The sequence below is a fragment of the Paenibacillus sp. FSL H7-0716 genome (genome assembly GCF_038002705.1).
GTDB lineage: Bacteria > Bacillota > Bacilli > Paenibacillales > Paenibacillaceae > Paenibacillus_AQ > Paenibacillus_AQ odorifer.
In genome coordinates this window covers 95,066-120,739 of sequence record NZ_JBBODA010000021.1, presented here as the reverse complement: position 1 = coordinate 120,739, position 25,674 = coordinate 95,066, and the positions used below count along the sequence as shown (strand labels likewise).

General features: G+C 43.3%; 36 protein-coding genes. 3 read left to right on the top strand and 33 right to left on the bottom strand.

Annotation, left to right across the window (positions count from 1 at the left end; all coding sequences use genetic code 11):
• From MHH60_RS23200 to MHH60_RS23115, 18 genes are all read right to left on the bottom strand, one after another.
• Nucleotides 1-291 (bottom strand): hypothetical protein (locus MHH60_RS23200; RefSeq protein WP_341161163.1); only part of this gene is annotated, 291 nt, incomplete at its 3' end.
• Between the two features lie 69 nt (nucleotides 292-360).
• Complete coding sequence (locus MHH60_RS23195) at nucleotides 361-1,701, bottom strand: DUF4062 domain-containing protein (protein ID WP_076139009.1); 1,341 nt, start codon at nucleotides 1,699-1,701, stop codon at nucleotides 361-363.
• A 129-nt stretch (nucleotides 1,702-1,830) separates the two neighbouring features.
• Entirely contained in the window at nucleotides 1,831-2,274 is a 444-nt protein-coding gene (locus MHH60_RS23190) for a phage tail tube protein (RefSeq protein ID WP_060622117.1), read from the bottom strand.
• A gap of 3 nt (nucleotides 2,275-2,277) precedes the next feature.
• Complete coding sequence (locus MHH60_RS23185) at nucleotides 2,278-3,630, bottom strand: phage tail sheath subtilisin-like domain-containing protein (protein WP_076139010.1); 1,353 nt, start codon at nucleotides 3,628-3,630, stop codon at nucleotides 2,278-2,280.
• The gene (locus MHH60_RS23180) at nucleotides 3,611-3,856 is read right to left on the bottom strand and encodes a hypothetical protein (protein ID WP_076139011.1); all 246 of its coding nucleotides are present in this window, start codon (nucleotides 3,854-3,856) and stop codon (nucleotides 3,611-3,613) included. Before MHH60_RS23180 ends, MHH60_RS23185 begins: the two co-directional genes overlap by 20 nt.
• Nucleotides 3,857-4,005: 149 nt before the next feature.
• Nucleotides 4,006-4,227: a hypothetical protein gene (locus MHH60_RS23175; RefSeq protein WP_076139012.1), complete on the bottom strand. Its 222-nt coding sequence runs from the start codon at nucleotides 4,225-4,227 to the stop codon at nucleotides 4,006-4,008.
• Nucleotides 4,228-4,366: 139 nt separating this feature from the next.
• On the bottom strand, nucleotides 4,367-4,813 hold the full coding sequence (locus MHH60_RS23170) for a hypothetical protein (RefSeq protein WP_341161162.1): 447 nt from the start codon (nucleotides 4,811-4,813) through the stop codon (nucleotides 4,367-4,369).
• A 32-nt stretch (nucleotides 4,814-4,845) separates the two neighbouring features.
• Nucleotides 4,846-5,334, bottom strand: coding sequence for an HK97 gp10 family phage protein (locus tag MHH60_RS23165; protein WP_256715265.1), 489 nt, complete (start codon nucleotides 5,332-5,334; stop codon nucleotides 4,846-4,848).
• Entirely contained in the window at nucleotides 5,327-5,653 is a 327-nt protein-coding gene (locus MHH60_RS23160) for a hypothetical protein (protein WP_076139015.1), read from the bottom strand. Before MHH60_RS23160 ends, MHH60_RS23165 begins: the two co-directional genes overlap by 8 nt.
• Entirely contained in the window at nucleotides 5,650-6,036 is a 387-nt protein-coding gene (locus MHH60_RS23155) for a DUF3199 family protein (RefSeq protein ID WP_076139016.1), read from the bottom strand. Before MHH60_RS23155 ends, MHH60_RS23160 begins: the two co-directional genes overlap by 4 nt.
• Complete coding sequence (locus MHH60_RS23150) at nucleotides 6,014-6,319, bottom strand: Rho termination factor N-terminal domain-containing protein (RefSeq protein WP_076139017.1); 306 nt, start codon at nucleotides 6,317-6,319, stop codon at nucleotides 6,014-6,016. The genes MHH60_RS23155 and MHH60_RS23150 overlap by 23 nt, the downstream gene beginning before the upstream one ends.
• Nucleotides 6,319-7,266: a phage major capsid protein gene (locus MHH60_RS23145; protein ID WP_076139018.1), complete on the bottom strand. Its 948-nt coding sequence runs from the start codon at nucleotides 7,264-7,266 to the stop codon at nucleotides 6,319-6,321. Before MHH60_RS23145 ends, MHH60_RS23150 begins: the two co-directional genes overlap by 1 nt.
• Before the next feature lie 21 nt (nucleotides 7,267-7,287).
• Nucleotides 7,288-8,514: an XkdF-like putative serine protease domain-containing protein gene (locus tag MHH60_RS23140; protein ID WP_076139019.1), complete on the bottom strand. Its 1,227-nt coding sequence runs from the start codon at nucleotides 8,512-8,514 to the stop codon at nucleotides 7,288-7,290.
• Between the two features lie 312 nt (nucleotides 8,515-8,826).
• Nucleotides 8,827-8,985, bottom strand: coding sequence for a hypothetical protein (locus MHH60_RS23135; RefSeq protein WP_179088986.1), 159 nt, complete (start codon nucleotides 8,983-8,985; stop codon nucleotides 8,827-8,829).
• Entirely contained in the window at nucleotides 8,982-9,812 is an 831-nt protein-coding gene (locus MHH60_RS23130) for a phage minor head protein (RefSeq protein ID WP_076139020.1), read from the bottom strand. The genes MHH60_RS23135 and MHH60_RS23130 overlap by 4 nt, the downstream gene beginning before the upstream one ends.
• Nucleotides 9,805-11,283 (bottom strand): phage portal protein, encoded by a 1,479-nt coding sequence (locus MHH60_RS23125; RefSeq protein ID WP_076139021.1) that lies wholly within the window; start codon nucleotides 11,281-11,283, stop codon nucleotides 9,805-9,807. Before MHH60_RS23125 ends, MHH60_RS23130 begins: the two co-directional genes overlap by 8 nt.
• A 3-nt stretch (nucleotides 11,284-11,286) precedes the next feature.
• The gene (locus MHH60_RS23120) at nucleotides 11,287-12,537 is read right to left on the bottom strand and encodes a PBSX family phage terminase large subunit (protein ID WP_440941446.1); all 1,251 of its coding nucleotides are present in this window, start codon (nucleotides 12,535-12,537) and stop codon (nucleotides 11,287-11,289) included.
• Nucleotides 12,538-12,589: 52 nt separating this feature from the next.
• Entirely contained in the window at nucleotides 12,590-13,507 is a 918-nt protein-coding gene (locus MHH60_RS23115) for a phage terminase small subunit-related protein (RefSeq protein WP_256715264.1), read from the bottom strand.
• A 44-nt stretch (nucleotides 13,508-13,551) separates the two neighbouring features.
• On the opposite strand from MHH60_RS23115, the gene MHH60_RS23110 reads away from it, so the two are divergent.
• Complete coding sequence (locus tag MHH60_RS23110) at nucleotides 13,552-14,124, top strand: hypothetical protein (protein WP_076139024.1); 573 nt, start codon at nucleotides 13,552-13,554, stop codon at nucleotides 14,122-14,124.
• On the opposite strand, the gene MHH60_RS23105 is transcribed toward MHH60_RS23110, so the two are convergent.
• The 7 genes from MHH60_RS23105 to MHH60_RS23075 all read right to left on the bottom strand — a co-directional run bounded on the left by MHH60_RS23105 (nucleotide 14,121) and on the right by MHH60_RS23075 (nucleotide 20,339).
• On the bottom strand, nucleotides 14,121-14,330 hold the full coding sequence (locus MHH60_RS23105; protein ID WP_076139025.1) for a hypothetical protein: 210 nt from the start codon (nucleotides 14,328-14,330) through the stop codon (nucleotides 14,121-14,123). The genes MHH60_RS23110 and MHH60_RS23105 overlap by 4 nt on opposite strands.
• Before the next feature lie 186 nt (nucleotides 14,331-14,516).
• Nucleotides 14,517-15,212, bottom strand: a complete 696-nt coding sequence (locus tag MHH60_RS23100; RefSeq protein ID WP_076139051.1) for a hypothetical protein — start codon at nucleotides 15,210-15,212, stop codon at nucleotides 14,517-14,519.
• Nucleotides 15,213-15,275: 63 nt separating this feature from the next.
• On the bottom strand, nucleotides 15,276-16,577 hold the full coding sequence (locus MHH60_RS23095) for a site-specific DNA-methyltransferase (RefSeq protein WP_076139052.1): 1,302 nt from the start codon (nucleotides 16,575-16,577) through the stop codon (nucleotides 15,276-15,278).
• 104 nt (nucleotides 16,578-16,681) lie between these two features.
• Complete coding sequence (locus MHH60_RS23090) at nucleotides 16,682-17,104, bottom strand: hypothetical protein (RefSeq protein WP_143766821.1); 423 nt, start codon at nucleotides 17,102-17,104, stop codon at nucleotides 16,682-16,684.
• A gap of 587 nt (nucleotides 17,105-17,691) precedes the next feature.
• A complete protein-coding gene (locus MHH60_RS23085) occupies nucleotides 17,692-18,858 on the bottom strand; it encodes a hypothetical protein (protein ID WP_076139054.1) in 1,167 nt (388 codons plus the stop codon).
• A 450-nt stretch (nucleotides 18,859-19,308) separates the two neighbouring features.
• Nucleotides 19,309-20,040 (bottom strand): restriction endonuclease, encoded by a 732-nt coding sequence (locus MHH60_RS23080; RefSeq protein ID WP_076139055.1) that lies wholly within the window; start codon nucleotides 20,038-20,040, stop codon nucleotides 19,309-19,311.
• A gap of 110 nt (nucleotides 20,041-20,150) precedes the next feature.
• Nucleotides 20,151-20,339: a hypothetical protein gene (locus MHH60_RS23075; protein WP_076139056.1), complete on the bottom strand. Its 189-nt coding sequence runs from the start codon at nucleotides 20,337-20,339 to the stop codon at nucleotides 20,151-20,153.
• A gap of 32 nt (nucleotides 20,340-20,371) precedes the next feature.
• Between MHH60_RS23075 and MHH60_RS23070 the strand changes: the two genes are divergently transcribed.
• Nucleotides 20,372-21,520 carry a hypothetical protein gene (locus MHH60_RS23070; protein ID WP_076139057.1) on the top strand — a complete coding sequence of 383 codons (1,149 nt, stop codon included), beginning with the start codon at nucleotides 20,372-20,374 and terminating at the stop codon, nucleotides 21,518-21,520.
• Nucleotides 21,521-21,702: 182 nt separating this feature from the next.
• On the opposite strand, the gene MHH60_RS23065 is transcribed toward MHH60_RS23070, so the two are convergent.
• Both MHH60_RS23065 and MHH60_RS23060 read right to left on the bottom strand, forming a co-directional pair.
• Nucleotides 21,703-22,449 carry a hypothetical protein gene (locus MHH60_RS23065; protein WP_076139058.1) on the bottom strand — a complete coding sequence of 249 codons (747 nt, stop codon included), beginning with the start codon at nucleotides 22,447-22,449 and terminating at the stop codon, nucleotides 21,703-21,705.
• Between the two features lie 83 nt (nucleotides 22,450-22,532).
• The gene (locus tag MHH60_RS23060) at nucleotides 22,533-23,000 is read right to left on the bottom strand and encodes an ArpU family phage packaging/lysis transcriptional regulator (RefSeq protein ID WP_076139059.1); all 468 of its coding nucleotides are present in this window, start codon (nucleotides 22,998-23,000) and stop codon (nucleotides 22,533-22,535) included.
• A 98-nt stretch (nucleotides 23,001-23,098) separates the two neighbouring features.
• Between MHH60_RS23060 and MHH60_RS23055 the strand changes: the two genes are divergently transcribed.
• Entirely contained in the window at nucleotides 23,099-23,539 is a 441-nt protein-coding gene (locus MHH60_RS23055; protein ID WP_076139060.1) for a hypothetical protein, read from the top strand.
• Nucleotides 23,540-23,665: 126 nt separating this feature from the next.
• Here MHH60_RS23055 and MHH60_RS23050 read toward each other — a convergent pair whose 3' ends face one another.
• From MHH60_RS23050 to MHH60_RS23030, 6 genes are read right to left on the bottom strand one after another with little or no spacing between them, the layout of a single operon-like run.
• Complete coding sequence (locus MHH60_RS23050) at nucleotides 23,666-24,499, bottom strand: hypothetical protein (protein ID WP_076139061.1); 834 nt, start codon at nucleotides 24,497-24,499, stop codon at nucleotides 23,666-23,668.
• A gap of 21 nt (nucleotides 24,500-24,520) precedes the next feature.
• On the bottom strand, nucleotides 24,521-24,934 hold the full coding sequence (locus MHH60_RS23045) for a RusA family crossover junction endodeoxyribonuclease (protein ID WP_076139062.1): 414 nt from the start codon (nucleotides 24,932-24,934) through the stop codon (nucleotides 24,521-24,523).
• Nucleotides 24,885-25,082: a hypothetical protein gene (locus tag MHH60_RS23040; protein ID WP_179088989.1), complete on the bottom strand. Its 198-nt coding sequence runs from the start codon at nucleotides 25,080-25,082 to the stop codon at nucleotides 24,885-24,887. Before MHH60_RS23040 ends, MHH60_RS23045 begins: the two co-directional genes overlap by 50 nt.
• Nucleotides 25,063-25,266: a hypothetical protein gene (locus MHH60_RS23035; RefSeq protein WP_076139063.1), complete on the bottom strand. Its 204-nt coding sequence runs from the start codon at nucleotides 25,264-25,266 to the stop codon at nucleotides 25,063-25,065. Before MHH60_RS23035 ends, MHH60_RS23040 begins: the two co-directional genes overlap by 20 nt.
• Nucleotides 25,266-25,436, bottom strand: coding sequence for a DUF6906 family protein (locus tag MHH60_RS33340; protein WP_445667986.1), 171 nt, complete (start codon nucleotides 25,434-25,436; stop codon nucleotides 25,266-25,268). The genes MHH60_RS23035 and MHH60_RS33340 overlap by 1 nt, the downstream gene beginning before the upstream one ends.
• Entirely contained in the window at nucleotides 25,375-25,671 is a 297-nt protein-coding gene (locus MHH60_RS23030) for a hypothetical protein (RefSeq protein WP_076139064.1), read from the bottom strand. Before MHH60_RS23030 ends, MHH60_RS33340 begins: the two co-directional genes overlap by 62 nt.
• Between the last annotated feature and the right edge of the window lie 3 nt (nucleotides 25,672-25,674).

The window sequence follows — 25,674 nt, the reverse complement described above, 5'->3', positions numbered from 1 at the left end:
CAGGATACGCGGTGGCAGCTCATATTTACTGGTGCAATTGAAGGCGAGTAGTAAATCTTTATTGTTCCAATCAAATTCATGTTCGGTTGCCTTAACGATCATTACGTCGATCTCGTTATAGGAATCTTTAGGATCTCCGTTGTCTTCATAGGCCAGCTCATAGGCTCGGCGTACCTCAATAGTAGTCAGGCGGCGCACAGACCATTCTTCTCCGTCTGCCGGCACAGTAATGGTATCGTCGTTACGACCTGCTTTGCCTTTGGATAGATATTTTTCTAATTTTTCACTCACGGGAAAACCTCCATATATCTTTTTAAAATCAAAAAGCCACCTTAAAAAGGTAGCCTTGAAAACTTTGTATTAATATACTTCTCTAACCTGTATAAAAGGATTAATTATATTATCCCTATCTAGGCTCATTAACAATGAAGCGAATATTTCAAGAGATTGTGAAGAACTCATGGCAAGTTCCAAATCATAGTTATTTGCTAATAAATCATAATTTCCTTTGATAGCTCTATTAATTAACCTTAGCTTCCAGCCTGTGCTGCTGCTCTTAAATTCATTATTTTCCTCCGAATATTCAGAAAGACCTACGAATAACCATTCTTCTATACGTGGATCAGCTTCAATAAAAATAACCTTCCCATCTATTTTCTCATGAACTTCATTGAAAAGGTTCACTGCCCTTGTAATCTCGCTTTTATCAAGAACAACCACTACTGAGTTTGTGGGTTCAATATAAGTCTCTAGAAACTCATTAATATTTTTAACTTGAGAAAACGAGCCTTGTATTGATACAATATTAATTTCACTGAGTAAATTTAACTGTCTGACAATAACATTTAGTATTGATTTATCAGAATTACCTTCAACAATTAATGTTATACGTTTTGTAGATCTATAATTTTCCAGATCATCTTGTTTTAAATAATAACGCTTGCCATTAATTTTTAAATATTTTCCTTTTTCATTTCTCTTCATCATCTTATCAATCGGATTTGAATCTTCTTCCCCATTCCCTACGTTTTCAACTTCTTCATAGTCTTCGATTTCAACTTCGCTAACAGGAGGATTTTCAATTAATTCATTATTGGTAACTTCATTATCATTTGCTGCAAATATTAAAGATTTTTCAACTTCTGTAATCCAAACTTCTAACTTCTTTTCAAAATCAACTATATTTTCAAAAGATGCAATCCAGTTATTTGTTTTCTTTTTTGTTATCCAATCGAGTAGATCAAAAACTTCATTTGCTTGAACATAAGCTGGCTCAAAATCTTTTATACTCTGATTTTTACGACGAGTATGTTTCTCGTCTAAGGTTCTTTGTCTAGCAAATGTCATAACTTGTTTATTTTGATTGTAAGCCTCTATTAGTTCACACCATGTAATACTTAATCTGTCACTAGGAACTGTTATCTCCAGTTCCGCAGATCCTGCTTTAATTTTGAAAGGGTCTATAACAAAATTAAATTTACCTTCATAAATACCTCCATATCTTCTATCAATAATGCAAAGTACTATGTCGGCATGATTTATTGCTTTAATACAATGGTCATGTGAATGGAGTCCAGTATTAGCTGGAAAGGTCGGGCTTTCGTGATATATCACTTCATGACCACGTCTTTCAAGTCGATCAACAATTAAAGCACGAAAATCGCTTAAATCGTGACTAGTTGAACTAATAAATATTTTCAAGAGAATCCCTCATCACATAGAATGTTTATACCATAAATACAATAACATCCTATGGATTTATTTTCCACGACAAAAAAATTATATTAATCTTCTCTATTATTTCTTCCGAAAAAGGACGGTTACCCGTCCCTATGCCATATAATCCGGAAACTGTTCAATGAAGTCAAAATCATTTGCAGTACCGGAAAGCGTGATATCAATGCCATTATTGTCGTCAATCTTCGCAACGAGCAGATCCATTTCATCATGTATATGCACACCGCTGATCATCACCCGTTCTACATTACCAGTCTGCATGTCCTCAAGGGAGCCAGTGATCCGGTCCAGGAACATCGTCTTACCCGCCTTGAAATCAGCTAGCAGTCGGTAACGAAGGCTGGATTCCAGTTTAGACATTACCAACTTCACGGTAATTTCATAACCCACAATCTGCTTTGTTTTAGACATCTTTCGCGCACGGATAATATCCAATGTCTCTGGCTTCAGGATAACCTCCACCTCTTTAATGGTCTGAATAGAGTCGCCATTGTCATCCTGTACGGATAAATTACGGCCAATAAGTTCGCGTTCCATCGATTACGCCACCTCCCAATCAATATTAAAGATCTCAATCGCGTCCAGCGGTTTGGCCGACAGGGAGAAGTAAGCATAATCCATATCACTTTTCTTCGTTGGATGCTCAGTAAATGTAAACTCTGAGTCAATCGCCTTCTGTCCAGCACGAGTCTTCAGATAACTAACGACTGCTGCGATAAACATACCCCGACCATCCTTGTCATTATCCAGCTTAGCCTTGTTTGCTTTGCCAGCAGTGTAGATGTCATTCAGGATTTGGTCAATCGTCATGGAAACTCGAATCTTGCCGAAGTCCTCCCGTTCCCCTGCACCAAGCGTGGTTAATGTGTTCACTGCCGACTCAATAATATAATCATAACCGTCACGGGTAGCCATCAGCGTACCTTCGGCCAACCCCTTTAAAACTTCACTATGGCTCCAATCCACTAGCGCTTCAGTCATTGGTACCTTAACACCCGTAAATGATTTATTCGCTGGTGTTCCAGCTGCAAGACCAGCCACCCATGCAGCCCACTGCAGGGAGTTATAGATCTTTCCGTTAGCATGTTCGCCAGCCAAAGAGCAATTGATGATAAAACGAGCATTAGCAGCGCGGCTGCGGGTGTTGTGAGCTTCAATGTCATCATCAGACGCCGATGCTCCTGCAATGACCAGTTGTGCTAGTTTTCGAGCCTTGCTACGCCGATCTAGCAACCATTGCTTAGCAGCAGCTTGTACCGCTGCGTCCGAGGAAGGTAGATAAACGACATCAAACACTAGACCATCAATGCGATTAAAGATACCGCTCCAATTGGCTGCCGTGATCGCTGCAGTACCGGTAACTCCGCCGGCCAACTTGGTATAGGCAACATCAGCCAACGCCGTTGTACCTGTGTCCTTAAAACGTACCATGTTGGACTTTTTCAGAGCATTAATAGCTTCAGTTTTATCAGCCACAAGAAAAGTCTCTGTATCATAGATCCCTTTCGTGTCCCGAATAACGATTTCTTTCTTTGTTGCATCCACCAGACTCGCCCGGATGAGATATTCAAAATCGTTCCCTCGCGTTCCTGGATAACGGGCCTCAATTGTGTAGCTACTAGCTACAGCAACCGAGGCAGCTACCTCATTCCCATCCGTAACCCTATAACCCACTACCGTTGCGCCATTCTCTGCTGCCAGTTCCAACTCATCTACAAGTAGACCAGATTCCTTGAAGCGCTCGGACTGATCCGCCATATCCACTGCTTTATTCGGCAACCCCCACTCCGCTTGATACGGTACCAAAACACGGCCAGATACTGATAGAACACGTGACTTCGCAACCGCCTGCAGCTCCACATACGCGCCTGGTCTATTCCGTTGTATCGACATTCACTATTTCCTCCTTTGTTTTTAGACCCAAATAGGCCTGCACCTTTTGAATAACTTCCTGCTGAGACAGCAGAGCATCATCTTCACAATCAAAAAGAGCGCCTGCAATCTCAAAGCGTTCCCGCTTCAAAACCACTGCGCTCTCAATCCATTCCTGCTTACTCCGCTTGTTTAGGGTATCTGGAACAACACTAGTAGGCTGCCGAATCTGTTTTTTTATACTCAATTTAAGAATTCCTCCTTTAATGATCAAAAGAAAACCGCCAATCCCTAGGCGATTTGTACTCATTATTAGCTCTAATATTCTCGGGGCGACTTCTCTTCAATTTATTAAAAAACTGACTATCGAGAAGCAATAGTCAGTTCAGTCACTACCTATAAAGTAGTATCAGCAAGAATTCTGTGGTATAGATGTTTGATATCACGACTAGTGTACTCGTGATCATCCCCTTTACGGTGATGATGTTGAATTTTAGCGTAATATTTCAGAGCATAGTGAACAATTTGTTCCAAGTCTTCTGAAGTTACACCTTTTACTTTTTGAGAAAGGTACTTTCTCAATAATTCTGCTGCACTACCAAAGTTATAAGTTTTCATCATATTACCCCCGTTTTGGATTATATAAGGTAATACAAATAGGAGGAAATAATATGGAAGTGACATTATTATTATATAACTTAAAAGAAAATTATCCCATATAATTTCAATCTTTTAACTAGATTAACTTAACATTGAATCAGTCATTTTCAAAATGGATTCGAAATTCATCAATTTTCTGAAGTTGTTGCCCGTCATCTATGATCATGAGTTTAGGAATATGCAGCAGGTACGAATACCGAAATGTAACCTCCATCCGGTCATTCATGGGCCGAATGCGCGGGGCTTCAATAACCATCATTATGCCAAAGCGCTGCGAAACCACACAGAACCGCTGCTGACGCAGGTACAGAAAGAAGGGAGATAAATCCAAGGGGACCGGCTCTCCTGCGTCCTCTGCCCCTCTACGTTCAGTGTCATAATGAAAGACCAGGCCCACATCCTCAATGATCCGGTCTGCCCGCGGCGTGTGCGCCTTATCAGAGACAAGGTCCGTCTCGATGAACACGCTCGGACGATCAAACTGCCCCGCCAGCCAAAGTGAACGATCTCGAAGAATCGGCAGCTCCGGGTATATCCTCTGCACGAGTTCTGCCCAGGCTTTTAATCCCACATCCATCATGACAGCATCCTCCCCAGCTCCTTTTCCAGCCGCTTAATAATCAGTGCATTCATCCCGCCCTCCAATTGCTGAACAGCGATGTCAAAGTAATGCCTACCGATGAAAGAACGGGGCTTGGCCATAAATCCGCCCTTCGCCCTGGGATCGTAGACAAATGTTCCATTCGTTGCCCAATAGCCTGGGACAAAGTGAGCCTTGTGGATGGTGTAACCATCATTAAGATGGCGTGCATAGGGAAGATTAGAACCGACTTCGATAGTAATAGAATTGCGGTCAACATCCCATTCCCAAATGTTATTGTCCTCTCCACGAGTAAAGGAGTTCCACATCAATCCAGTGTCAATCAGATCCTGTTTATCAATCTCATCGATGACCAGGTTCAAAAGTGTTTCGCCCACAGCCTCAGCAATGTTCTTAAGGATCTGACTAACCCCTTCGTCGCTCAGCTTCTTGAATTTCTTCGCTAAACCATCAAAATCATGCATGTTCACTGCCTTTCACCTCGCAAGTCACCAATAACTCACGCCAGTAACGGCGCGGGTTAGAGTCAATCACCAGATATTTGCGTCCGAACAGCAACACCTCGTCACTAATTCGGACTTCTGCTGTCTTCGGAACCCCAATTGTCTTTTTGACAATGTATATGACAGGAGTGGAATCTGCTTTGGCATCAGTCTGCGTCTTAACAACGAAACACTTCAGATCCGCGACCTTACCCGCCTTCCGATCACTGAACAGATTATCGGTATCCTGCTGGCGGCCGACCCTGTACACCGCCAGCGGAGTACTCATACGATGATTCATAGTAAATAGGCCGTGATGTTCCCATCATCCGGCCCGGACTGCTGCTTCTTGACCCACAGGAAGAGGATAGAGTCCACATCAGCATTGCCTGTGGTCTTCCCTTCAACTGCCTGTCGGGTATATGTCCAAGCGCCGTCACTTTCCGCTGAGTATCCACGGGCGACTGAAGCCAGGTATTCCTCACTGTCCTGTAACGCCAGCGACTCCGCCAACTTGACCCAGGCCAGCATAAGCTGCTTATCTGCCACCTCCGGAAAAGAAACAGGTAAATACAGCTCAATCCGGGTCTGTGCATCATCAATATACTGCTCAAGCTGTTCACCAGTCGCCTCCTGCACGGTGCTGACGCGGCTACGGCTCTTAAGGAGTGTTACTGTCAGCATCGGGCACACCGCCGCCTTCTAGTGCCTTTAGTTCATTGATAAGTTCGGGTTTCTTCATATCCGCAAAGCCTTCAATGCCTGCTTTCTTCGCTTTTTCCTTCAGTTGCGGTAGAGACAAGTCCTCCAGTGGAATAATCTTTTCTGTTTTGATTTCAAAATCAGAACGATCACGCAATTTCTCCAGCACAACCGAATCTTCCACCAGTACCGGCTTAGCCGGCTCAAAACGAATACTATACAACCGAAGTGAGGCGTTCTTTCCTCGATAGGTTACGTATGGCATTAGAATTCCACCCCTTCCACATAGGCCAGTGCCTGAGGTTCTTCAAAAATGGCGTCAAAATCGGAATGAATCGCATAGAAACGCTTATCAGTCCAGATTGCCTCCTTACCCTCAGTCGTCTTCCGAATCTGCATATCGTAGGTGTGGACCATTGCAAAGTTCGGCTGATATGTGAAGAGAATCGCTCCTTCTGGCATACTCCAGACCTCTTCAACATCATAAGCGTTGACTTTCTTCGTGCCCCCCAAGATCTGCAACTGAATAGATGCGCTAGTGTCCTTCTCAGCCAACATTTGAAGTCGCTCGCTGAAGGTATTTGGATGCATGAAGTATTTAAATACCCCACCAGCACGATAACGGGTTGGTATCGCACGTTCAACCTCAAACAAAATCCCTGTTTTCTCTTTAGCCGAAAGTGTCTTCCAATCTAAGTAATGACCAGTGGTACGTGCCTTCTTCAACCAACCGTCATTTATGCTCAAAAACTCATAATCCGGGTCAGTGTTCAGAGTTGCCGTATCACCATTAAAACCGATGTCTTGCATATTCTCACCGTAGTTGTTAGCCATAGCCCGCATGATGATATCCTCTGCGTTTTGGCCACGTACCCGCTGAGTCTGGCGAATAAATTCCTCAGTAATATCAAATGGAACAATTACTGGCTCCACTGAATATGGGATCTGTGGAAAGGTCAGACCAGGCGTGTTGGAAGCCATAATATTCTCTTTTTTACTACGCATATTCCGGCCACGTACACCGACTTTATCAATTGTTCCCTTTGAGCTTTTACGGTTCTCATGCCGAATGCCTTTCAAGAAACCGTTCGCCTCATACGCCATATCCGTGAAAGCTTCAACTTCCTCATAGTTCAAGGCATTTTGGTCCATTGGTGTAACGATGGTTGATTTACGAATGCTCGTACTAGCGATGTTACCGTTTGTTCTCATGATTTGCATTCCTCCTTCGAATTACAGGAAGCGTCCGAAACTTACGGTGCCTTCTGATTTGCTGATTTCTTCTTGCTCACCTTGCGCGGAAGCACCGCGGCTATTCTTTACCAACTGCACGTCAGCTGCCAGCGTCTGCATCTGCTGACTCAGCGGTGTAAGAGCCTTGGCAATGGCTTCAGTAATTACAGTCTCTTCTGCGGTAGCAGCTGGAGCAGCATCACCTGCAGGCTTTTCACCTTCGACACCTTCCTCTTTCTTCAGCTCCGCAATCTCTGCCGTCAGACCTTCTACCTGCTTGGCGATCGGGGCCATTGCGGTCGTAACGGCCTTGGCAATATCTTCAGCTTTCAAATCGTCATCCTCCTCGGGCTCTTGTTCTACAGGAGCCGTTTTATTTTTAAGTTCGGTCAATGCAGCGATCGCATCATCTACGTGCTTCAGGTTGCCAGCGGAAATTTTCTTACCGGCTTTAGCAATCTGCTCTGAAGGTGTGCCAATGGCTTTTATGATGTCATCCTTGGTCAGCACATCCTGCGCAATATCTACAAAATCTTGAAGCGCCTCCCGAATGGTCTCAGCATCGGTTTCCATCCCGCTGTTATAACTGTCCCAATTAAAAAGAACCGAGTTGAGGGCATCCTGCGCCGCCCAAAATTCTCGGTTCTTCCGGTTCTTATGGTATTTATCAGCGACCGCGCCCTTTTCGATCAAGCCCAACGCTTTGGCTATTCGGCTCAAGATTCCCTTGGATACCTCCCCTTCCTCCTCGATCTCTTCCCGCTTACCTACACCCCACATTGAAAAGCCAGTTATCTCGCCTTTCTTGATTGCCTCCCAAGTATCGTCTTCAGTCACTTTCACAGCTGCCACCCAGGAGCCCTTTACTATCTGCTGATCACCGAGCGTCATGTCGCAGGGTGCAATATAAGACTCAATGACAAATCCCTTGTCGACTTCGAGATCGTGCTGCTTATCGATGTTATAGGTGTGCTGCTTCTCCATGAAGAGATGGGCTGCCTTCTCAATCTCGACTTCATCCATTTGATCGTCATGTGCGTCTGCCACATCCGGCTGATAAACAACGCCTTTGACAATCCGCTTATCATCATCAATCTTAGCGATTTGCACCTGCTTCTGAATAGCGTTCTTCCCTGCAGCCTTAATAATAGCAAACGGCACGCCATTGGCTCCTTTATCTACCAAGGAGATGTGCGTGATCTTAGCGTCTTTTAGTTTAAAAGTCATTTTTGTTCTCACCTCCTTTCACTATTGTAAAATTATCCAAAAGAATATATATTTTAATAGAGCCTATATTCTGTAAGTTGGAAGGGAGTGGTCGAAGATGACTAAACTTTTGACCTACCCTCGTTCTTCTGTTTAGAAGTATCGTAATTAGAACAATCTAGGGTAAACTGCGGAAATTAGCAGGGTAAACTACATGTGGAATAATTATTATTTTCTAAATGTCATGTGCTAATAGGGTCTCCGTTTTTTTGCAGGGTCACGTCTGCGTAAGTCATGACGACTCTCATAGAAGCTTCGGTGGCACCTGAAGTATTACTGATTATTCAGCCCGCGTGCTGTAAGACCAGTCGCTATACTTGGACGGAATGCCCCTACCATAGGGCTTCCGTGATCAGTAATTGCAAGAGACTGAAGTATACAAGCGTGAGACAAGCCCAGTAGCTGTGCCAAGCTACTGGGCTTTGTTGTCATTCCATCACCGACTGCATTGTGCAGCGGCAGCGGATAATCTCCTCGGCACGTCCAGAAGGATCTCCCGGAAACATCAACTTACCCTTACCGACTTCAAAAGGCTTGTTCAGCGGCTGAACCTGGCCGTTTGCTTTACGGTGTGTCTTACGGGTCCGATCGCCTTTGGAAGACCTCCACTTCTTACCAATAACCACCTCAGATTGCTTCCAACCCTCCATCTTACCGCCGTTGGCCGCTGCTGTGCTCATGGTTCGCGAAACGGTAATGGCCCGCTCCATGTTGAATGGACCGGCATCACCTTTAGCGGCCGCTGCGCTTATCTCTCGTACTAAAAGCGCTCGCTCAGAAGGGGTCTTTCCTTCCTTAATAGCTTTCTGAAAAGCCCGGGTCATGACATCCGCACTGGTCCCGTTCATATCCGGAACAAGCTTCTGCAGGTTCTTAGCAAACCGGGAAGCCGCCTTGTTCTTCGTGGACCAAGTCTTGTCGGTGTTAAGCACCGTCAGCTCAGACTCACCTGCCAAGTGAAACAGCGGCGTGAAGGAATCATATACCGCCTGTTCAAACTGGACAGTAAACAAATCGCTGGACTGCACGGACTGTATAACTTTTCCCAGCTCCCCGATATCAATCAGCAACTCCTCGTTGAGGTCCAGAATCGCGTCATGCAATGCCTTCCCTTGTAGCTCAAGGATTTCAACTATTCGGTTTTCTCCCTGCTTGTACAAATCTTCCAGCACCGTCCGCTCCGCATGGGTCAGCTCCAAGCTATCCAGAAACTCTGTATCATCTGCTTTTGCGATGCGCTCCCAGCATTCCTTACACATGACCGACTACCTCGTCATGACTCTGCCGCAGCAGACGCTTGGCAATTGTGGATACCTGCTCCTGCAGATCATTCACATCGGAATCGGGTTCTGGTACGGTTAATGCAGGCTGACTATTAATCAGTTGAGCAATCGGTGTATCCAGGTACTCATCGCTGTACTTAGACTCATCGATAGTTGTGTCCAGCACTTCCTCAGCAATTGGAATCAGATCACGGACCAGCATAATCCCACGGTCTGCGATAAAGTCCAGCAACGCCTTCCGGTCTTCCGGATCGATAATGCGCGGTCCACGCAAAGTCGCCCGTACACGGAAGATGCCCATAGCCGGGAATAAGCGTTTATTAAAGATCTCATCCATGATCCACTTGCGGTAAGGTTCGAAGACCTGTTCCTCTGCAAATCGCAGCGCGGCTTGCGCTGTGGCACGGTTGTAATCGGAGCTCTGGCCAACCAGTATAGGTGGCAGCCGAAACGCGGAGAGGATATCTGCTTTCTTGTCCTTCCCGTATTCTAGAAACAAGGCATCCTGTTGCAGCAGATCGTTCAGTTTGTCCAGCTTAATAGAGACCTTCTCAACTTTCTCGTCTAGCGGCCCCCCAGTCTCTTCACCGATGGCTTCCAAGTAGAGTATGCCTCCCTGGGATTGTGAACCCTTTACATTTCGTAACAGTTCCATCGATTGCTTCGTCAGTCGGCCATTGGTCACTGTTAGCAGCATAGAGAGCATTCGGCCGTTACTGAAATAAGAAACATTGAGTTCCTCTGCTTCACGACTACCAACCACTCCAGGTGCATTCCCAAACCAGCGTGGTTCACCATAAGGACCGTCGTTTCCCAACTTCAAAGGTATGATCTGATTGCCTTGGCCCTCGGCTCCAAATGGACGGAACCACACCACAGATTGCCCTCGCTTCATAGCATATTTCCGGGCATATATATCCTGAGAGAACTCCTCTACCTTCTTCGATGATCGGATCAGCCGCTTACGCTTAATCGTCACCTTATCCGTCTCCCGGGTACAACGAACGAATTTCGGATTGATTCGGTAGAGTGTCGGAAACTCACTACCGGCAGGCCAAGCGACCTCCACATTTGCATTTCCGCTGCTCTCGATGTCTTCAATCAAGGAACTGATAATCTCATCCGGCGTATCCTCCAGGTTACAGGTCTCCAAGAACTTATCAGCCTTGTTCCACTCCTCCTGCGCGGTCTGATCACTCTCACCAGGGAGGTACTCCAAAGCAATACCATATCCAGCAATGTTTCGCTTATACGCCTCGATACACTGCGGAATGATATTACTGTTCTTAACAAGAAGTTTGCAGGAAGCAGGGTCATTGCCTGATGGAAACGGAAGCAGCCCGTGCTGATCGTATAGGTTTTCAAAGCTATCCGGTAGCTGTGCGCTCGATGGAATATGCCTGTCCTCTGCTTTTGATATTTGGAACCACTGTGGCTCGCCACTCATGCCTTACACCCACCCCACGTCATGATCAGATCGCTCCTCTCTCTCTTTTTTACGCTGCTTCACACGCTGCAACAGATAATCCGTATGGATACCGTACCTACGCGCGTCACAGGTATGATCGTTTTGCTTAATAGGCTTGTCCTCGCCGCGCTCGGCGGCTTTTTCATCCCAAACGTAAGACACCAACTCCTGAAGGGAATTGGTGTTATCGGCACAGATATAAAGTTCATTATTCTGAAATCGGTTAGATACCGTCTGAATACCATCTAGTACAGTATTCACGGCAGCCCGGATATTTTTGATCCCTCGCTTCTTCAGCTCAATAATAAAAGCCTTTGCTGACGGGTCGATGAAGATTGAATACTCATCACCATCAAGAAAGGCTTCCAGGTCATCCGCATATTCACCATTCGTTTTCTCACCCTTGTGGCGGATGTTGTGATAATACTCATCCAGCTCATAATAAACGTTCCCACGGACTCCATACTTCAGAAATGCCGTCGGGTTATTAGCCCCGTAGTCGATACAAATGAATTTGCGATCAAACTTGGTCGGGAACCAGTCTCTGGCTTTCTTATGAACTGCATCATTAAACTTAGAGAAAATTACTCCCTCGGCCATGACCCACAGCCCCAGGATGTACCGCTGATAGAAGATCCCGCTGTATATGCGACGGTACCGCTCCCGTACACGCTCAGAAAGTGAGAGATTATCCTCCATTGTGAAGTGTAGGTGCAGTGCGTGTTTCTTCTGCAGCTGATCTAGCCATTCCTTTTTGAACCAGTGATACGGTCCTGCAGGGTTACAGTTGAACCAGAGCTTGGCACCATCTACGGAACAACGTGCAGTCGCTTGGTCAACGAAGGACTTCGGCATGAGCGCCACTTCATCGAAGAACATCCCGGCCAGCGTGATACCGGCAATCAGATCCTGTGAGCTTTCATCTCGTCCACCAAATAAAAAGAACCGGTTGCTTATTAAGCCCCGGGTAATTGTCAGTACATTTTCAGATCGATTGTCATGAACATGATACCCGCGGCTGACCAGCATGCGTTTCAGCGGACCGACCACGTTACGTCGTAGCGCACCAATTGTCTTTCCTGACATGCCGAACTGTTCTCCTCGAAAGGTGTCCATCCCCCATGCGATAAAGGAGAATGACATGCAGACCGTCTTGCCGGCCCGGACGGAACCATCACAGATGATTGCGTCGTTATCGTGGTGTGGGCTTTCAGGTGTCCACCATGTCAGCACTTTAAGCTGCTTATTCGAGAAAGGGGACCACTTGAACGCCGCTGGTTTGAGTTTAAGCTTCGCCATCGTCGCTCCACACCCCCGCTGCCATGCCTTTCAGCGCATCGATAAAACCATCATCCTCAAAGGCTTCCTTACCTCCACCACCGCGCAACATTTGCAGCTCATACTCCATGGTCTCGATGCGGATACGCTTCTCGTCATCAGTTAGGCGGTTCTTGAGCTCGATAGCTCTGATCTTCTTATCTTGTATGCGAGTCAGAGCCTCTTCCAACTTCACGATGTCGTCCAGTTTGCGGAAGCCCTTCTCCTCAATCTTAGACTCCATCATTTCATTTCGACTGTGCGGGATCTTCTTCGTTATACCGGTCTTCTCATCATGGATCTCCGCGACTTCCTTGATGGCCTTCATCTCATAGAGCACACTGCGCTCGGTCTCGGATAAACCATCCATCAGGGATTTGATCCGGTGCATCATGCGGCGCTCACGGATCGTTAGAAGATAAAGGGATTCATTCGCCTGGATGATCGGGTCAGTGTCCACCTGATCGATGAGCTGCTGCTCGGTTTCGGTTAATGCATCCAACCAAATGGTTTCATGCTCGCCTGTGGTGACTGCCTTCTTGTTGCCAGGTGGTCCACCGGTACCACCGCTGTTTCTCTTCGCGTTTTGATTGCCCGGAGGAGCACCGCCTCGATTACCGACTGCGTTTTTGTTCCCTTTGGGAGCGCCGCGATGTGGAGCGCTCCCTTTCAATTCAATTGGAACGCTCCCATTGAATTCATGTGGAACGCTCCCTTTAAGCTCCTCTTCCCAGCTATCCATCGCCTTCCACTTTCGGACTTTGCTGTCCAGAATAGAAAGAGCAGCTGCGATGTCCTTAAGCTTCATCGTCCCGCCGCTCTCCAGCCACATTTGCTTTGCCTTGTCCCGCTCGGGACTGCGTTCTCTGGCCATGTTACATGTCACCACCCCCGAACCGATAATAATAATAAAAAGGTGAGGCGAATCTTTTGATAGATCCGTGGATTTATAAAATATCAGCAGTTTTTGCTTTGTTAATACTATGGGATTATTTAACCCTATGGTTTTTTCAGAAAAAGATAGTTAGTACCTATACAAAAATAGTAATAGACAAGAACAAAGTATCTAGGTTCGCATATTCAACTGACTTACTACTTCAAAAATATAAACTTGTTCCACGTAAAAACCTTAATTTAATTAAACTAGAGCTAGAGTCTATAGAATTTAGTAATAGTTGGTTGACCCAAATGTTTGATTCTTTCCACAAACTAATATTGACGGTTACAATTTCTGCCGTTACAGTTGCTACAACTATTTCAGTTGCCATGTTGGCATTTCTCAAAGATAATAATTCAACGAAAATTGACCAAGTAACATTTGTTGAAGAAATCAGAAAGAATTTTTCCAACTTTACAAACAGTCTAAGCATGTTTATAAATTTGATAGTCATTGGCTTAATTATTTTTGTTGTTTTCACTTCACATTCTCATGTTGTAGACGCAAAGAATAAACTCAAAGTAAAGCATTTAAGATTTATTGAAGAAGCGTTAAAAGATGATTAAATCTCATCCTTCTGCAGCTCAATATCTATCTCAATCAGCTTCTTCAAGTCATCCACCGTCTTAATCTCAATCCGGCCGTCCTGGAAGTCCTTGACCCATTTGGCTATACCAGCCTTAACGATCTTGCGATACTGCGACTTGCTTTCCAGGATACCGGCCATAACTTCAAGCTCATGCTGCAATAAAATTTCATCTTGTGTTCCCATTTACGTACCCCTCGACTTTCCGTTATGATGGAATGCGAGACAGCGGATGTCTGGAAATGCCACGCGTGGCGCGCCGTTGTCTCAGCCGGGGGATACCCTGGGTGATTGGGAGGACGTTGACGCGTCCTCCTTTTAATGTGAACAAAAGAAAAACCGTCTTAGTGTATCCGACGGTTTTCACTTAAATTAATAGGGCGATGTAATGTATGAAATAAACAAATTGCCAAATTCCGTAGTTCTTGGTGCCATTGCCCCACTGCCTGACATCGTAGTGTGTAGACTATCTATTCCCAAAAGTCCCTGTGTATTTAAGTCCTTGACCAGGATATCATAAAATGAACGTTTTCCATTCAATTCATTATATGCAGATTCTAGCACACCTTTTGGGGAACCCATACTAAACTGTGGTGCTTGTCGTTGATTATCTTCAAACCATTTTTCAGGATTTTGAAATAGTAACAGTACACGAAGATGCCAAGGGGTCATGGAATCAATAAAATTCAAAAACATAAGTTGAATGTTTTCATCAATATCTATCCCAATAGCTGAATTGAGAACAGCGTTTCTTAATACTGTGATCTTCTCTTCCTGATGACTCCGCATTGCAACCTGCGTAGCTTGTAAAACCGCAGTAACAAAAATATCATTATTGCCTAGTGTATTAATATCGAAATGCGGAACTGTATTTCTTAATTGCTCTAGATCTTCTGCCAGTTTAATTAACCACTCATCTCTTCGTTTTGAAACCGGTGGTGTAATTATAAGGGAAAATATTTCTGACGCTGCTCCGCCTAATAATGGAATCGCAGACAGACCAGTTTTTGTTGCTGAATGAATGTAATCTCCCACAGAATTTTCTAAATCCTTTTTGATATCACTCAATATAATCACCTCGTCGAATAATAGAAATGACTAAATTGTAAATCATTACCGGATTAAAAGCTATTAAGTTAAATCTTCACTTTGATATAGTTTCGGCTCAATACCGGTTGCCATCTGATATCGCTTTTTAATAACGTCACAAAATACCGGGTCTAATTCCATGGTCCTGCAAGAGCGGTCAAGCTGCTCACAGGTCATCATGGTGGAGCCACTGCCACCGAATAGGTCGACCACAGTATCCCCACGCTGGCTACTGTTCCGAATTGGTATGGCCAGCAGTTCAAGTGGCTTCTGTGTAGGGTGCACATACTTGGTTACATCCCCTTTTGAAACCTCCCAGACAGTCTCCGGAAGCGGATCTTCCGCGGGCAAGCCGGACCGCCAAACTGTAGTCTGAGTACGATCGCCGTACCATGCCGGGGCCTTACCCTGCATATGGCCATAAAAGACCGGCTCATGCTTCCAGCGGTATTGTGCCCAGCCGAAAGTGGCCACGTTCTTGACCCAAACGCACTGGCAGCGTACCGTAATACCAGCGGCATTCATCGCGTCTTCAAACTCCCGTTGATAGGAGGAAGGATGGAAGACATAGATTGCTGCAGTCGATTCCATAGCCACGGCGTACTGTTCAAAGACAGCATGCAAAAAGCCCACAAACTCATCTGCGGGCATATCGTCGTTCATTATTGAACTGGTACCGGCTTCAACCAGGCGAGCCGAGTCGCTCTCCACCGCCACATTATAAGGCGGATCCGTCACAACCAGTGCCGCCTTCACCCCGTCCATCAGCCTGGCAACATCCTCAGCATCCGTAGAGTCACCACACATAAGGATATGCCGACCAAGCTGCCACACATCACCGCGGCATGTTTCCGGCTCTTTGATCTGATCGAGAGCTCCCTGGACGTCGAAATCATCTTCAACAATCGGTTGATCGATCTCAGTATCAGGAACACCGACAAACTCAGCTATCAATTCCCCAATCTCCTCTGAATCAAAACCGGACAGTGCCAGATCCGCCCCGCCTTCCTGTAGCTCATTCAGCAGCTGCGCCAGTGCCTCATCATCCCAACGGCCAGAAACCTTATTAAGTGCAAGATTAAGTAGCCGCTCCCGCTCAGGGTCAAGGTTAACAACCGAAACAGCCAGCTCCGTGCAGCCCTGCTCATTCACCAGCACCTTGTATCGTTGGTGGCCACCGACCATGTTGCCAGTCTGCTCATTCCAAACAATCGGATCAACGTAGCCGAATTCATCCAGGCTGCGACGAAGTTTTTCGTATTCTGGATCTCCCGGCTGAAGGTCTAAGCGGGGGTTATAGACAGCTGCATTGAGCTGCTCTATTGGTATAGTTCTGATGTCCATATATGACCTCTTTTTCTCAAGATTTGCTGTTAGTTGCCTTTTTCAATCAAATTCGAACGACAAAAAGACCCAGTGCCTAACCGGGTCTTTACGTTTATTTCTATTTAGCTGAGATAAGCAATAGTTCTATCAACTTCGCTATCGTCAATATCTTTAATGCCCATAAGCCTATATGCCGTATCGCCAAAATGCGTTAGTTGCATTTTTGCAGGAACAACCTCAGCCCATCCATACATTGGATTTTTTGCTAGCTCTTTTAGATCATTATCAATAGAGGACCAAGATGCCTTTGGTATTTCATCATCAGCTACTAATTTTTGCGCAAAGCCCATTTGAGTTAGTTCATACAATTCTTGTTGAATTGATATTTGCTCTGATGAATAACTCATCAGTTTTCCGCTTCTCAAATTCAATAAATTGTTTTTATTATCATGAAGAATTTTCAATAATACCAACTGTCTGAATGTCATTGAGCTGACCGATTTAAGAATCAGATTTATTTCACCCAAGCTAACTTTTTCAAACACTGAATTAATAAAAACATTACTTATATGATTAGATTTTTTTCTTTCATGTTCAATTTTGCATTTTGTAAGGACTCCCTCAAATATTTCTACAGCATTAGAATTATAGTTTTCATTATAAGCAAAAAAATAGTCATCACTTCTTGGTTCATTTCCTAGCTGAACTCTGTTGTTTATTTCCTTAATGCAGTATTGAGCAGCATCTCCAACCCTTAGTTCTTCTAGCCTTGATAAATATCGATTCCCAAAGTCCTCACAAACTAAACTGATAACCGGGCCAACTAACGGTATACCATCTACAATTTTTAAAGGTATTTTTAAGGCCGTATTAATTGCGGTAGTCTTATGGTTTATTTACATCACCCCTTACTCAAATATACCATGATCAATTAATAATTTCTGCCAGTATTGAGTTGAGTTGGTTTTTCATCTTTGGGTAGGTAGAAACTCAGTGGGAGACAAAGAGAACCTACTGGCCCTGCTCTTTTCCGCGCCTTGCCTCACAAACGCATTCCCACATTCAAAACCTGAGAGAGGCATACAGAAGACTGAATGTAGACATGAAAAAAGCACCCGAAGGTGCTTAAGTATTATTTATCTTTCTCTAATTCAATAAAATGCTCTAGCCCTTCCTTTACAAGGCTAGCTCTGTCTCTTCGAAGAGACAAATAAGTTATGATTGAAATATAAATGACAATTGCAATTAAAGCTTGAAAAAAGACTGGATCATCTTTTTGACTATTTTTTAAAACACTAGCTACAAAAGCCCCCATAATAAGTGAAACTAATGTAGTGATAACAGCATTAATAGTGTTTCCACCTACGATATCTAAATTACAATATCTTAATATTTCTTTTGTCTTTTCCTGATTCAGATTTTTATTTGATTTTAATTTGCTTATTACTGCCAGAAACCTATCACGAGAATTGCTCCAAATTCTTTGTTTTTTTAAATATTTGTAGAAGTCATACACATCATCTTTGATTTGTAAATTCTCTTTCCACTCTTTTTTTTTCTGCTTCTTTAGCTTCCCTTCTTTTGCTTCATCCTTGACTCGTTCCCATTCGTATTTTAAATATGCACTTGTCTTATCAACAAGATCTTGGACATCCTTTTCAAGTTGATTTCTCCCTGAGTATCCATTTTTCTGTTTAAACTCTTTGTTGTATTCTTCAATAATTTCATTAAGAAATTGAATAGCATTGTCTTTACTTTCTTCGGGATTAAGTACCTGCGTTAAAGTTCCTTCTTTTTGTTTTTGGATGAGCTTTTTTTTAATTATTTCATTTGATGAAGAGAGCAAATACTGCAAACGATCTTCAGGTGGAATTTTAAGCAAATCATTCGCTTGGTATATCTCAAAAATCTTTTCATTTATTCTCTTTATTAATTCGTTAATCTCACGATCTGGCACACCAGTATGATTCATATGAAGTTTGATGCGGTGTTGCAAATAGACTAATCTTTCAAAAAAATCATCATGTTCCTTTCCTTCTAAAATCGGCTTTCGCTCATAATAAGTAGTGAGCTGTAAATATTCAGAAGTTAATTCTCTAAGCTGCCCCATCCACTTTACCCGTTCTGAGGTTACTGCGTTAACAAACGTGGTTCTCTTATTCGTTCGTAAACTGCTAAACAAATTGATTAACCCAATAATAAGTGTAACTAAAACAGCTCCTAGCGTAACCCACTGTGAAATAGTCAACCCATAATAGGCTGGTGTATTTAATACAGGTTCATTAAGTGTGACTTTCATTTTCTACCCCCAAATAATAAAATCTATCTAGGGATATTTTACCTTTGATATACAAATAGGTCGAGAACAAAACTGTGCAGTTCCTTCCCAACGGCCCCATATGCAGCCCTTACACCTAGCTGGCTGACGAGGCGGATTTTTTAGACGCCGCTGCTGTTGCCTCTTTTTCATATCAATTCCCCCAATAGAAAAAAGCCGCCCAATAATGAGCGACCTCGGAATATATATTAAATTCAATCGTGCAATGAATCCGATCTGTAGAACGGCGTCCGCTCCGCATCCGCAGCAAATGCGCTGCGCTCTTTGCTTAAAATCTTTACGGACTTTATTACAAAAGAGGACAAGGCCATTTTACATATCTCCTGAAATAGGAGTCAAAAGCAACGATAACGATCAAAGATGATTCAATCCATATTTCAGCTTCCTAACGTTATATTCCTCACTTTTTCGTTAGACTGCATTGATTGACTTAATTTTCCGGCATTTTGGAAAGCTACTGCAACCGTAAAACTGACCTTTCGGACCATTACGCAAGACCAACTTACTACCGCATTTTGGACAAATAAATTCATCTACCGGTACCTCCGCTATTACAGACTGCGGTGTTGGCGCAGCTCCAGGGTTCATGGTCAGGATCATTTCTATTAAGGCTTCCCGATTTATCAGCTTAACCCTATTCGATTTAGCTAGATCATTAGCAGCTGCTGTATAATCGCTGTTCGATACGACCCAAGCTTCAGAAGCTCCGTAATGTGCGATCGATGCCTGAGCCTCTTGTACTGCTTTGATTCCAACATTCTTGTTGTAACGTTTAGCCTGAACAACAATCTTCTTACCGTCTTTTTCGATGATAAGGTCCGCACCGTAATCACCAGCAGCCTTTGTGACCTCCGCTTTATATCCCTGTGCTCGAAAGAGATGGCCGAGATATTTTTCAAACTGAATACCTTCCATTTTATCGATGTCGGCTATACCTGATTTCTTCAAACGTTCGGCACGCTTTTTCCCTACCACAATCATAATTGTTACTACAATAACCAACCCAATCACAGCTCCAACCATTGCACCCTGTAAGGTTTTGGTTAAATAGTATCCTCCGAGTGCTAACCCCATTGCCGCTAAGCCGGCCAACCCCTGAAAAAACTCTTCTTCCTGCTTCGCCTTACTCTTTCTTCTTGCCATTTGAAACCCCTCCGCAAAAGTCTTCGTATAGTCTAATATTCTCCATAAAGGAAGGAATTTCCTCTAACTATGTCGAAAGTCTTAGGTAAAAGGGAGGGGCATCTATTTTTTCATCTAATTATGTCTATTATTGGAGTTGATGCGTTGATCTTCAGAACAAACGGCTCACCTATTCTAATATTATCTTCATCTATTTCAATAACCAATAATTCGCCTTTAATTAATAAATCAGAATAACCCTCCAGTACTTCAAAAGCCTTTCCATTTTTCATTTCTAAAATATCGCCAGTCGTTATCATTATTTAAAATCACACCCTTCAGGAGGTTCTTTATGTCAGATGATCTCAGAGTAAAAAAAAGCGGTCTAATTCAACTCTTAGATATGAGCCAGGAGTTTGAACAAGCAGTATTCAATCACTTCGATGGTGAGAGATACTCAGCTTCTGATGAGTTTATGAAAGTCAATGGGATAAAGAAAATATTTGAGCTTCTCATCCCAAAGACAACATGGACAAAGGAAGACTTCACAAAAAAAAGCAATGAAATATCAATATCTGGCGTTCAACCAGATGCTGATGGAAATGTACAACTTATAATTAACTTAAATGATGTAGATCATGCTTTTATGACCACTTCTGAAGCAGTTACCCAACTATTCACTCCCGATAAGATGAACCAATACGCTAAGTATATGCTTGAGAATTCAAACGATCATCTCCCCATGTTGTTAACAAACTTTGATTATTGGTTTAATCAAGTGCATCCAGAAGCTCCTGTATTAATTCGAACAGTAGTTGAAAACGGTAGTCGAATTGCTCGCTGCTTTGCAACTCCAGCATACAAACCAATTGATAACCATGTTCTCCTTTATATCTCACTATGGGCCTTGGAACAGTTAGATATGAAGTTTTATTTATCTTTATACAGAATTGATCATTCAAGCATGAAGTTGGACTTTGTATCAGATGAAGAAATCAATCTGGGTGAAATAGGAAAATTGAGTTACGGATTCACGTTGGTGAACAGCGAATCAAAAGAAAAAACTGTGGGGTTCTATCCAACTTTTGATTTAACAAATCGTGACGGTACCTCTGCCACACTCATTATGGATAAACCCATTACTATTGTTCACAGAGGGAGATCACTAACCCCGATTATCGAAAAACTTCAAGAAATCAAGGACATCAAGAGGCATCTTGATTGGGTAGTCGAAGTAATCAAGCTTGCCCATAAAACAAAAATTGATGATATATTCGCTTTCAGGGTACAACAAGAAATTATACGAATAATAGGTGTGCGAGAATTCGGGAAATTTTCATCTTCATATACTGAAATTTCAAGCAACAACACCTACAATCTTCTTCAATTCTTCGGTCGTCTAGATGAAATGGATGTTCCCGATGAAGACGAAGCAATAAAAATCAAAGTAATGTTTTGGAAATTTCTCGAAAAATATAAAAAAGATCAAAACCAGAATTAGTTTGCATCTATATTTTTGCATACAAAAAGCGAGAGGAGGTACGCCCCGGTTAATGCTGCATTACCGTAGCCGTGCGTGTCACTCTCGCCTGATTTCAACAGTACAAATATATCATGATTAAAGCCTAATGAACGGTCATTGTACGGTCAAATTCCGGTCTTAAAGCGGCCAGTTAATCCGATCTACTCCCGTAAAATAGCTTCTTCATTAACAGCTTTAATTATTATTTCATAAAGATACGATGTATTCATGTTAAATTTAAAAGCTCCCCATGAATTACCAGTACTATCAAATCCCCCAACACCATAACCAATTGCTAATACACCCTTAAGCTTTTCAATCAGCATTTCTGTTTCAAACAATTGAAAGCCTTCTAAAAGTAACGACTCCTGTAGGTCATGGACTCTCATTTCTCCCAAAGCATTCGCTTGAAAAACATCTCGATTTTCAGCATATTTGTATAGTTTTAGAAAGAGTTTAAAATCATCATCATACATAATTTTCAAAGCTTCTATTGCTACCAAATCACGGCTATTCAATTCTCGTATATCATTAAGGATTTCCCCAGAATACCATCCTAGAACTGTAGCTGATTTAACAGATTTAGCTTCTATTGCAGAATCGATTATTTGAGCAATTATTTCTAAGTTTTTAGGAATTTTTATATAATCCTCTAACTTTTTGTAATAATCATCATCTAGTTGGCCCCTGTTTACTTTTAACGAATACGCTCTAAGATAGCCCTTAAATTTCAATCGTCTTGATAACGAGTAGGCTTTCTGCAACCCTTTAATAGGTGTAGCTATATCACCAGCTGTATCAATATACTCCGTAAACGGAGCTAATGCTTTGTCCAAAAAATCATCCAGGTGATCAACATTTTCTTTTATAACTTTAAAAATATTTATTAAATTTTTACCTTCATCCATTATTTTAATTCTCCTTGTGAGAAATTGTATTCTAATAACTCTATCATTTTACTATAACAAAAAAAGCTTCAAGATAATCCACTTTATTCTGTGGACTCTATGAGTACTTCTATACTCAATGCACAGGCCAATATATAAATAGCCCTCGATTTAACCCGCCGATATTTTCGATCACTCATACCCAACTCACCGCACAGAATGGAATCATACTCATCCTCATGCTCAAGATAACGCAACTGTATGATTTCCCGCTCGGCCTTTTTAAGCCTCCCCATCGCCAAATCCAAGAGTTTGGACTGTTTCTCCAACTGAACAGCTCTGTCCGTATTCCATACTGCTATATTCTCAGTCGTCCGGCTGGTTGCATTGGTTGATCCATGATATCGTGGCTCCGGACTGGCCGTGAGCGCCGCTTGGCGTCGAACAAAGCCGATGTGTCGATATACGCGAACTGTCTCCAAATATTCTTCGACCCGACGGCGGGTTTCCTTTTCGTCGATCGGAAGGATATCAAACGCCAATTGGATTGCTAATTTGTCGCTTTTCCCCATGATAATCCCCTCACTCGTGGTATAATTTTGAATGAAGGTAAGAGATTCGCCCCCATGCCCGGCCAGGTTTTGGGGGTTCTTATAATTTGGAGGTTACTATGAAAAATCCGTTACGTATTAAAACCCAATCTAATAAAAACTTTTCTTTACAAATAATAAATCTATTAAATGAGTGGGGACCGGATGTATCAAAAACAAATAGTAAAGAGCTGCTTATGCATAAATCATTTCTGGAAAGTGTAACAGAAAAGTTGAAGTTTCAAGCTATTTATTCGATAGTCTTCTCCTTAATGGCTACAATGCTCAGTCTTACTATGAGCATTGTACGCATTGAATTAAAGTATTTCCTACTAATTGCAATAATAATATCAGTTTTTTTTCTAACAAAAGCCCTTAAAAATATGTCGGAGTGTTATCAACAAGCAGTATTTCATATAAAGAAAATTGATGTCGAACTCCAATCCCGTTTGGAAAATAAAAAGAAATTAGAACTAATAACAACTCGACGCGAAAAACGTCTTAGAGATAAATATCTTTGAAATAAATGACACAAACCTTCCAAATTACATAAAAAGTGAAAGTAAATTAAGTTACAAAAAAAATTTCTCTGCTTAAAAATGTCCATCGAGCTGACTACTTTAAGATCAAGCAAAGTAAGAAGCAGCTTACGCTGCTCCTCCTCCATCCTTCATTTTCTTTGCTGCCAGCTTGCGATATGCCGTCCATCTGGTTGACAGCTGCCCACTGGTCATGCCGTTTTCATTAGCGATTTCACGCCAGGTTTTATCTTCATTGATGCGTTTCTCCAGAAGAATAGGGAACGGGATTGGCTGTCCATCATATTCGACTTCTGGAAAGATAGGACGTTCAGCAAGGATAAAAGCGTCCAGTTCTTCCTTACTTGTCTCATCTGCAGCAGCTTCACCAAGATCAGAGCTTTCACCATTCTCGACATTTTCTTGTTTTCCTGATTCATCAGGATCACCTTCGTAATTTTGGCTGTCAGTTCCAGTTCCATCATTCATCCAATCCGGTTCGAGGTCTGTTCCCTTTGAATGCTCATCAGAACCGCCATCATTAATATCTTCTTCAGATGATTGAACGCCATTAGTGTCTTCTTCCGCATCCGGCTCAATAATCTCAATATCATCATTCTTCTGCTCGCCGCTCAATTCACACTCCTGCTTTTCGAAGAGATCACCTTGGTTCGGATCTTCTTCCCCGAGCTTCTCTGTGCTCATCACGATACCGGAAGCATCAGTTATGACACGACGGCCAGTGACTTCCCGGTATATATCTCCGTCCTCTTCATCGAAATCAAAAGCAGCCTGCGGATCTCCCATGAAGACATTGATCTTTTCCCCTTGATTGCTGCTGAGAAACAGGAAGTTCTCCTGCATGACTCTCAGCGGAAGTAGCAGTTTAATTTCAACCTCTGTGTCTCCAACCTTGATCCCCTTTGCTACCGTTGCACTAAATTTTGCATAATCCTTTATCATATCGATCTTCCCCTCAAGTTTTTATTGGAGTTGCTTGATCTTCACTTCAATGCGTGGTCGTGCGCTGTACCGTTTCCTTACGAATGCGTCGACTACTTGGCTATCGTCCTTCCAGATGATGCCCTTCAGCGCATCCTTAACACCTTTCAGATAGTTGTCTGCATCTGGCTTAGTCACTGGGAGAATATCACCTCGCTCAGCTGCCGCCGCCTTCTTCTGACTGAAGCTCTTGGGTGTGGAACGATAGGCTGTAACCGCAATTCCCAACGGACCATCCAGCAGTGCTGCTGGCGCATGCTCACTGGCAGCCAAACGGACGTAATCTTTATAATCCCGAGATTTGGCAGGATCATAGGCTCTCGGGAATCCACCGGCAGTGCTAAATTTAGGCCGGCCCTGGGCGACCGGTTCTCCGTAAACCGTAAACTGAATCATTACGTTTTCCTCCTCGATGCTTAGCCGGCATCATAGATGTATCAAGCACATACACCATGCCTGCCATTGCTCCAGTCTCATCTACAACCGCGAAGTAGTTTTGCTGCTGAAAAAATGGATCTATCGGCTTACGCTTCTTTACAACCATTAAGATCTACTCCCCTCATTCGTATACCGATTGCTAACTCAAACTCAGCAATACCCTCATCCACTTCCGATGGCTCCATGTCCGAAAACTCAGCTAGCAGATCCGTACGTCCCTGAGCAACTCCGGTATCTATATAATGACGACGCATCTGGTTATACACGTGCCAATAATTCCGCCCGCTCATCAGGCACCCTTGCGGATCGTCCGCTTCTTCGTCTTCCCTTCGACACTGATCTTGGGGATCAATACCAGTTCCGCAGGCGTCTCCCGCTCAACCAACCAATTATCCGGGTTAAGCCGACTGGCCCGGATCGTTTCCTTCTGCCGTCGCGTCGGCCGTTTTCCCTGCTTCATTTTCTCCATCCCCCTTATTCAGCTGCTTCCACTCTTCAGGCCATACATACTGCCCGTCAATCATCTGTACAATGATAGAATCACCGCTATCTGTCACACGTACCTCGCGGAACATCCCTGTCTTACCATGAAGCTGTGTATAGCGATAAACTTCCTCCGGAGTGTTCAGTGTCACCGAAGGTGTATGCCAGCCGCCCGGTTCCGGGAAGCAAAACCCGTAAAATTGCTCTTCCATATT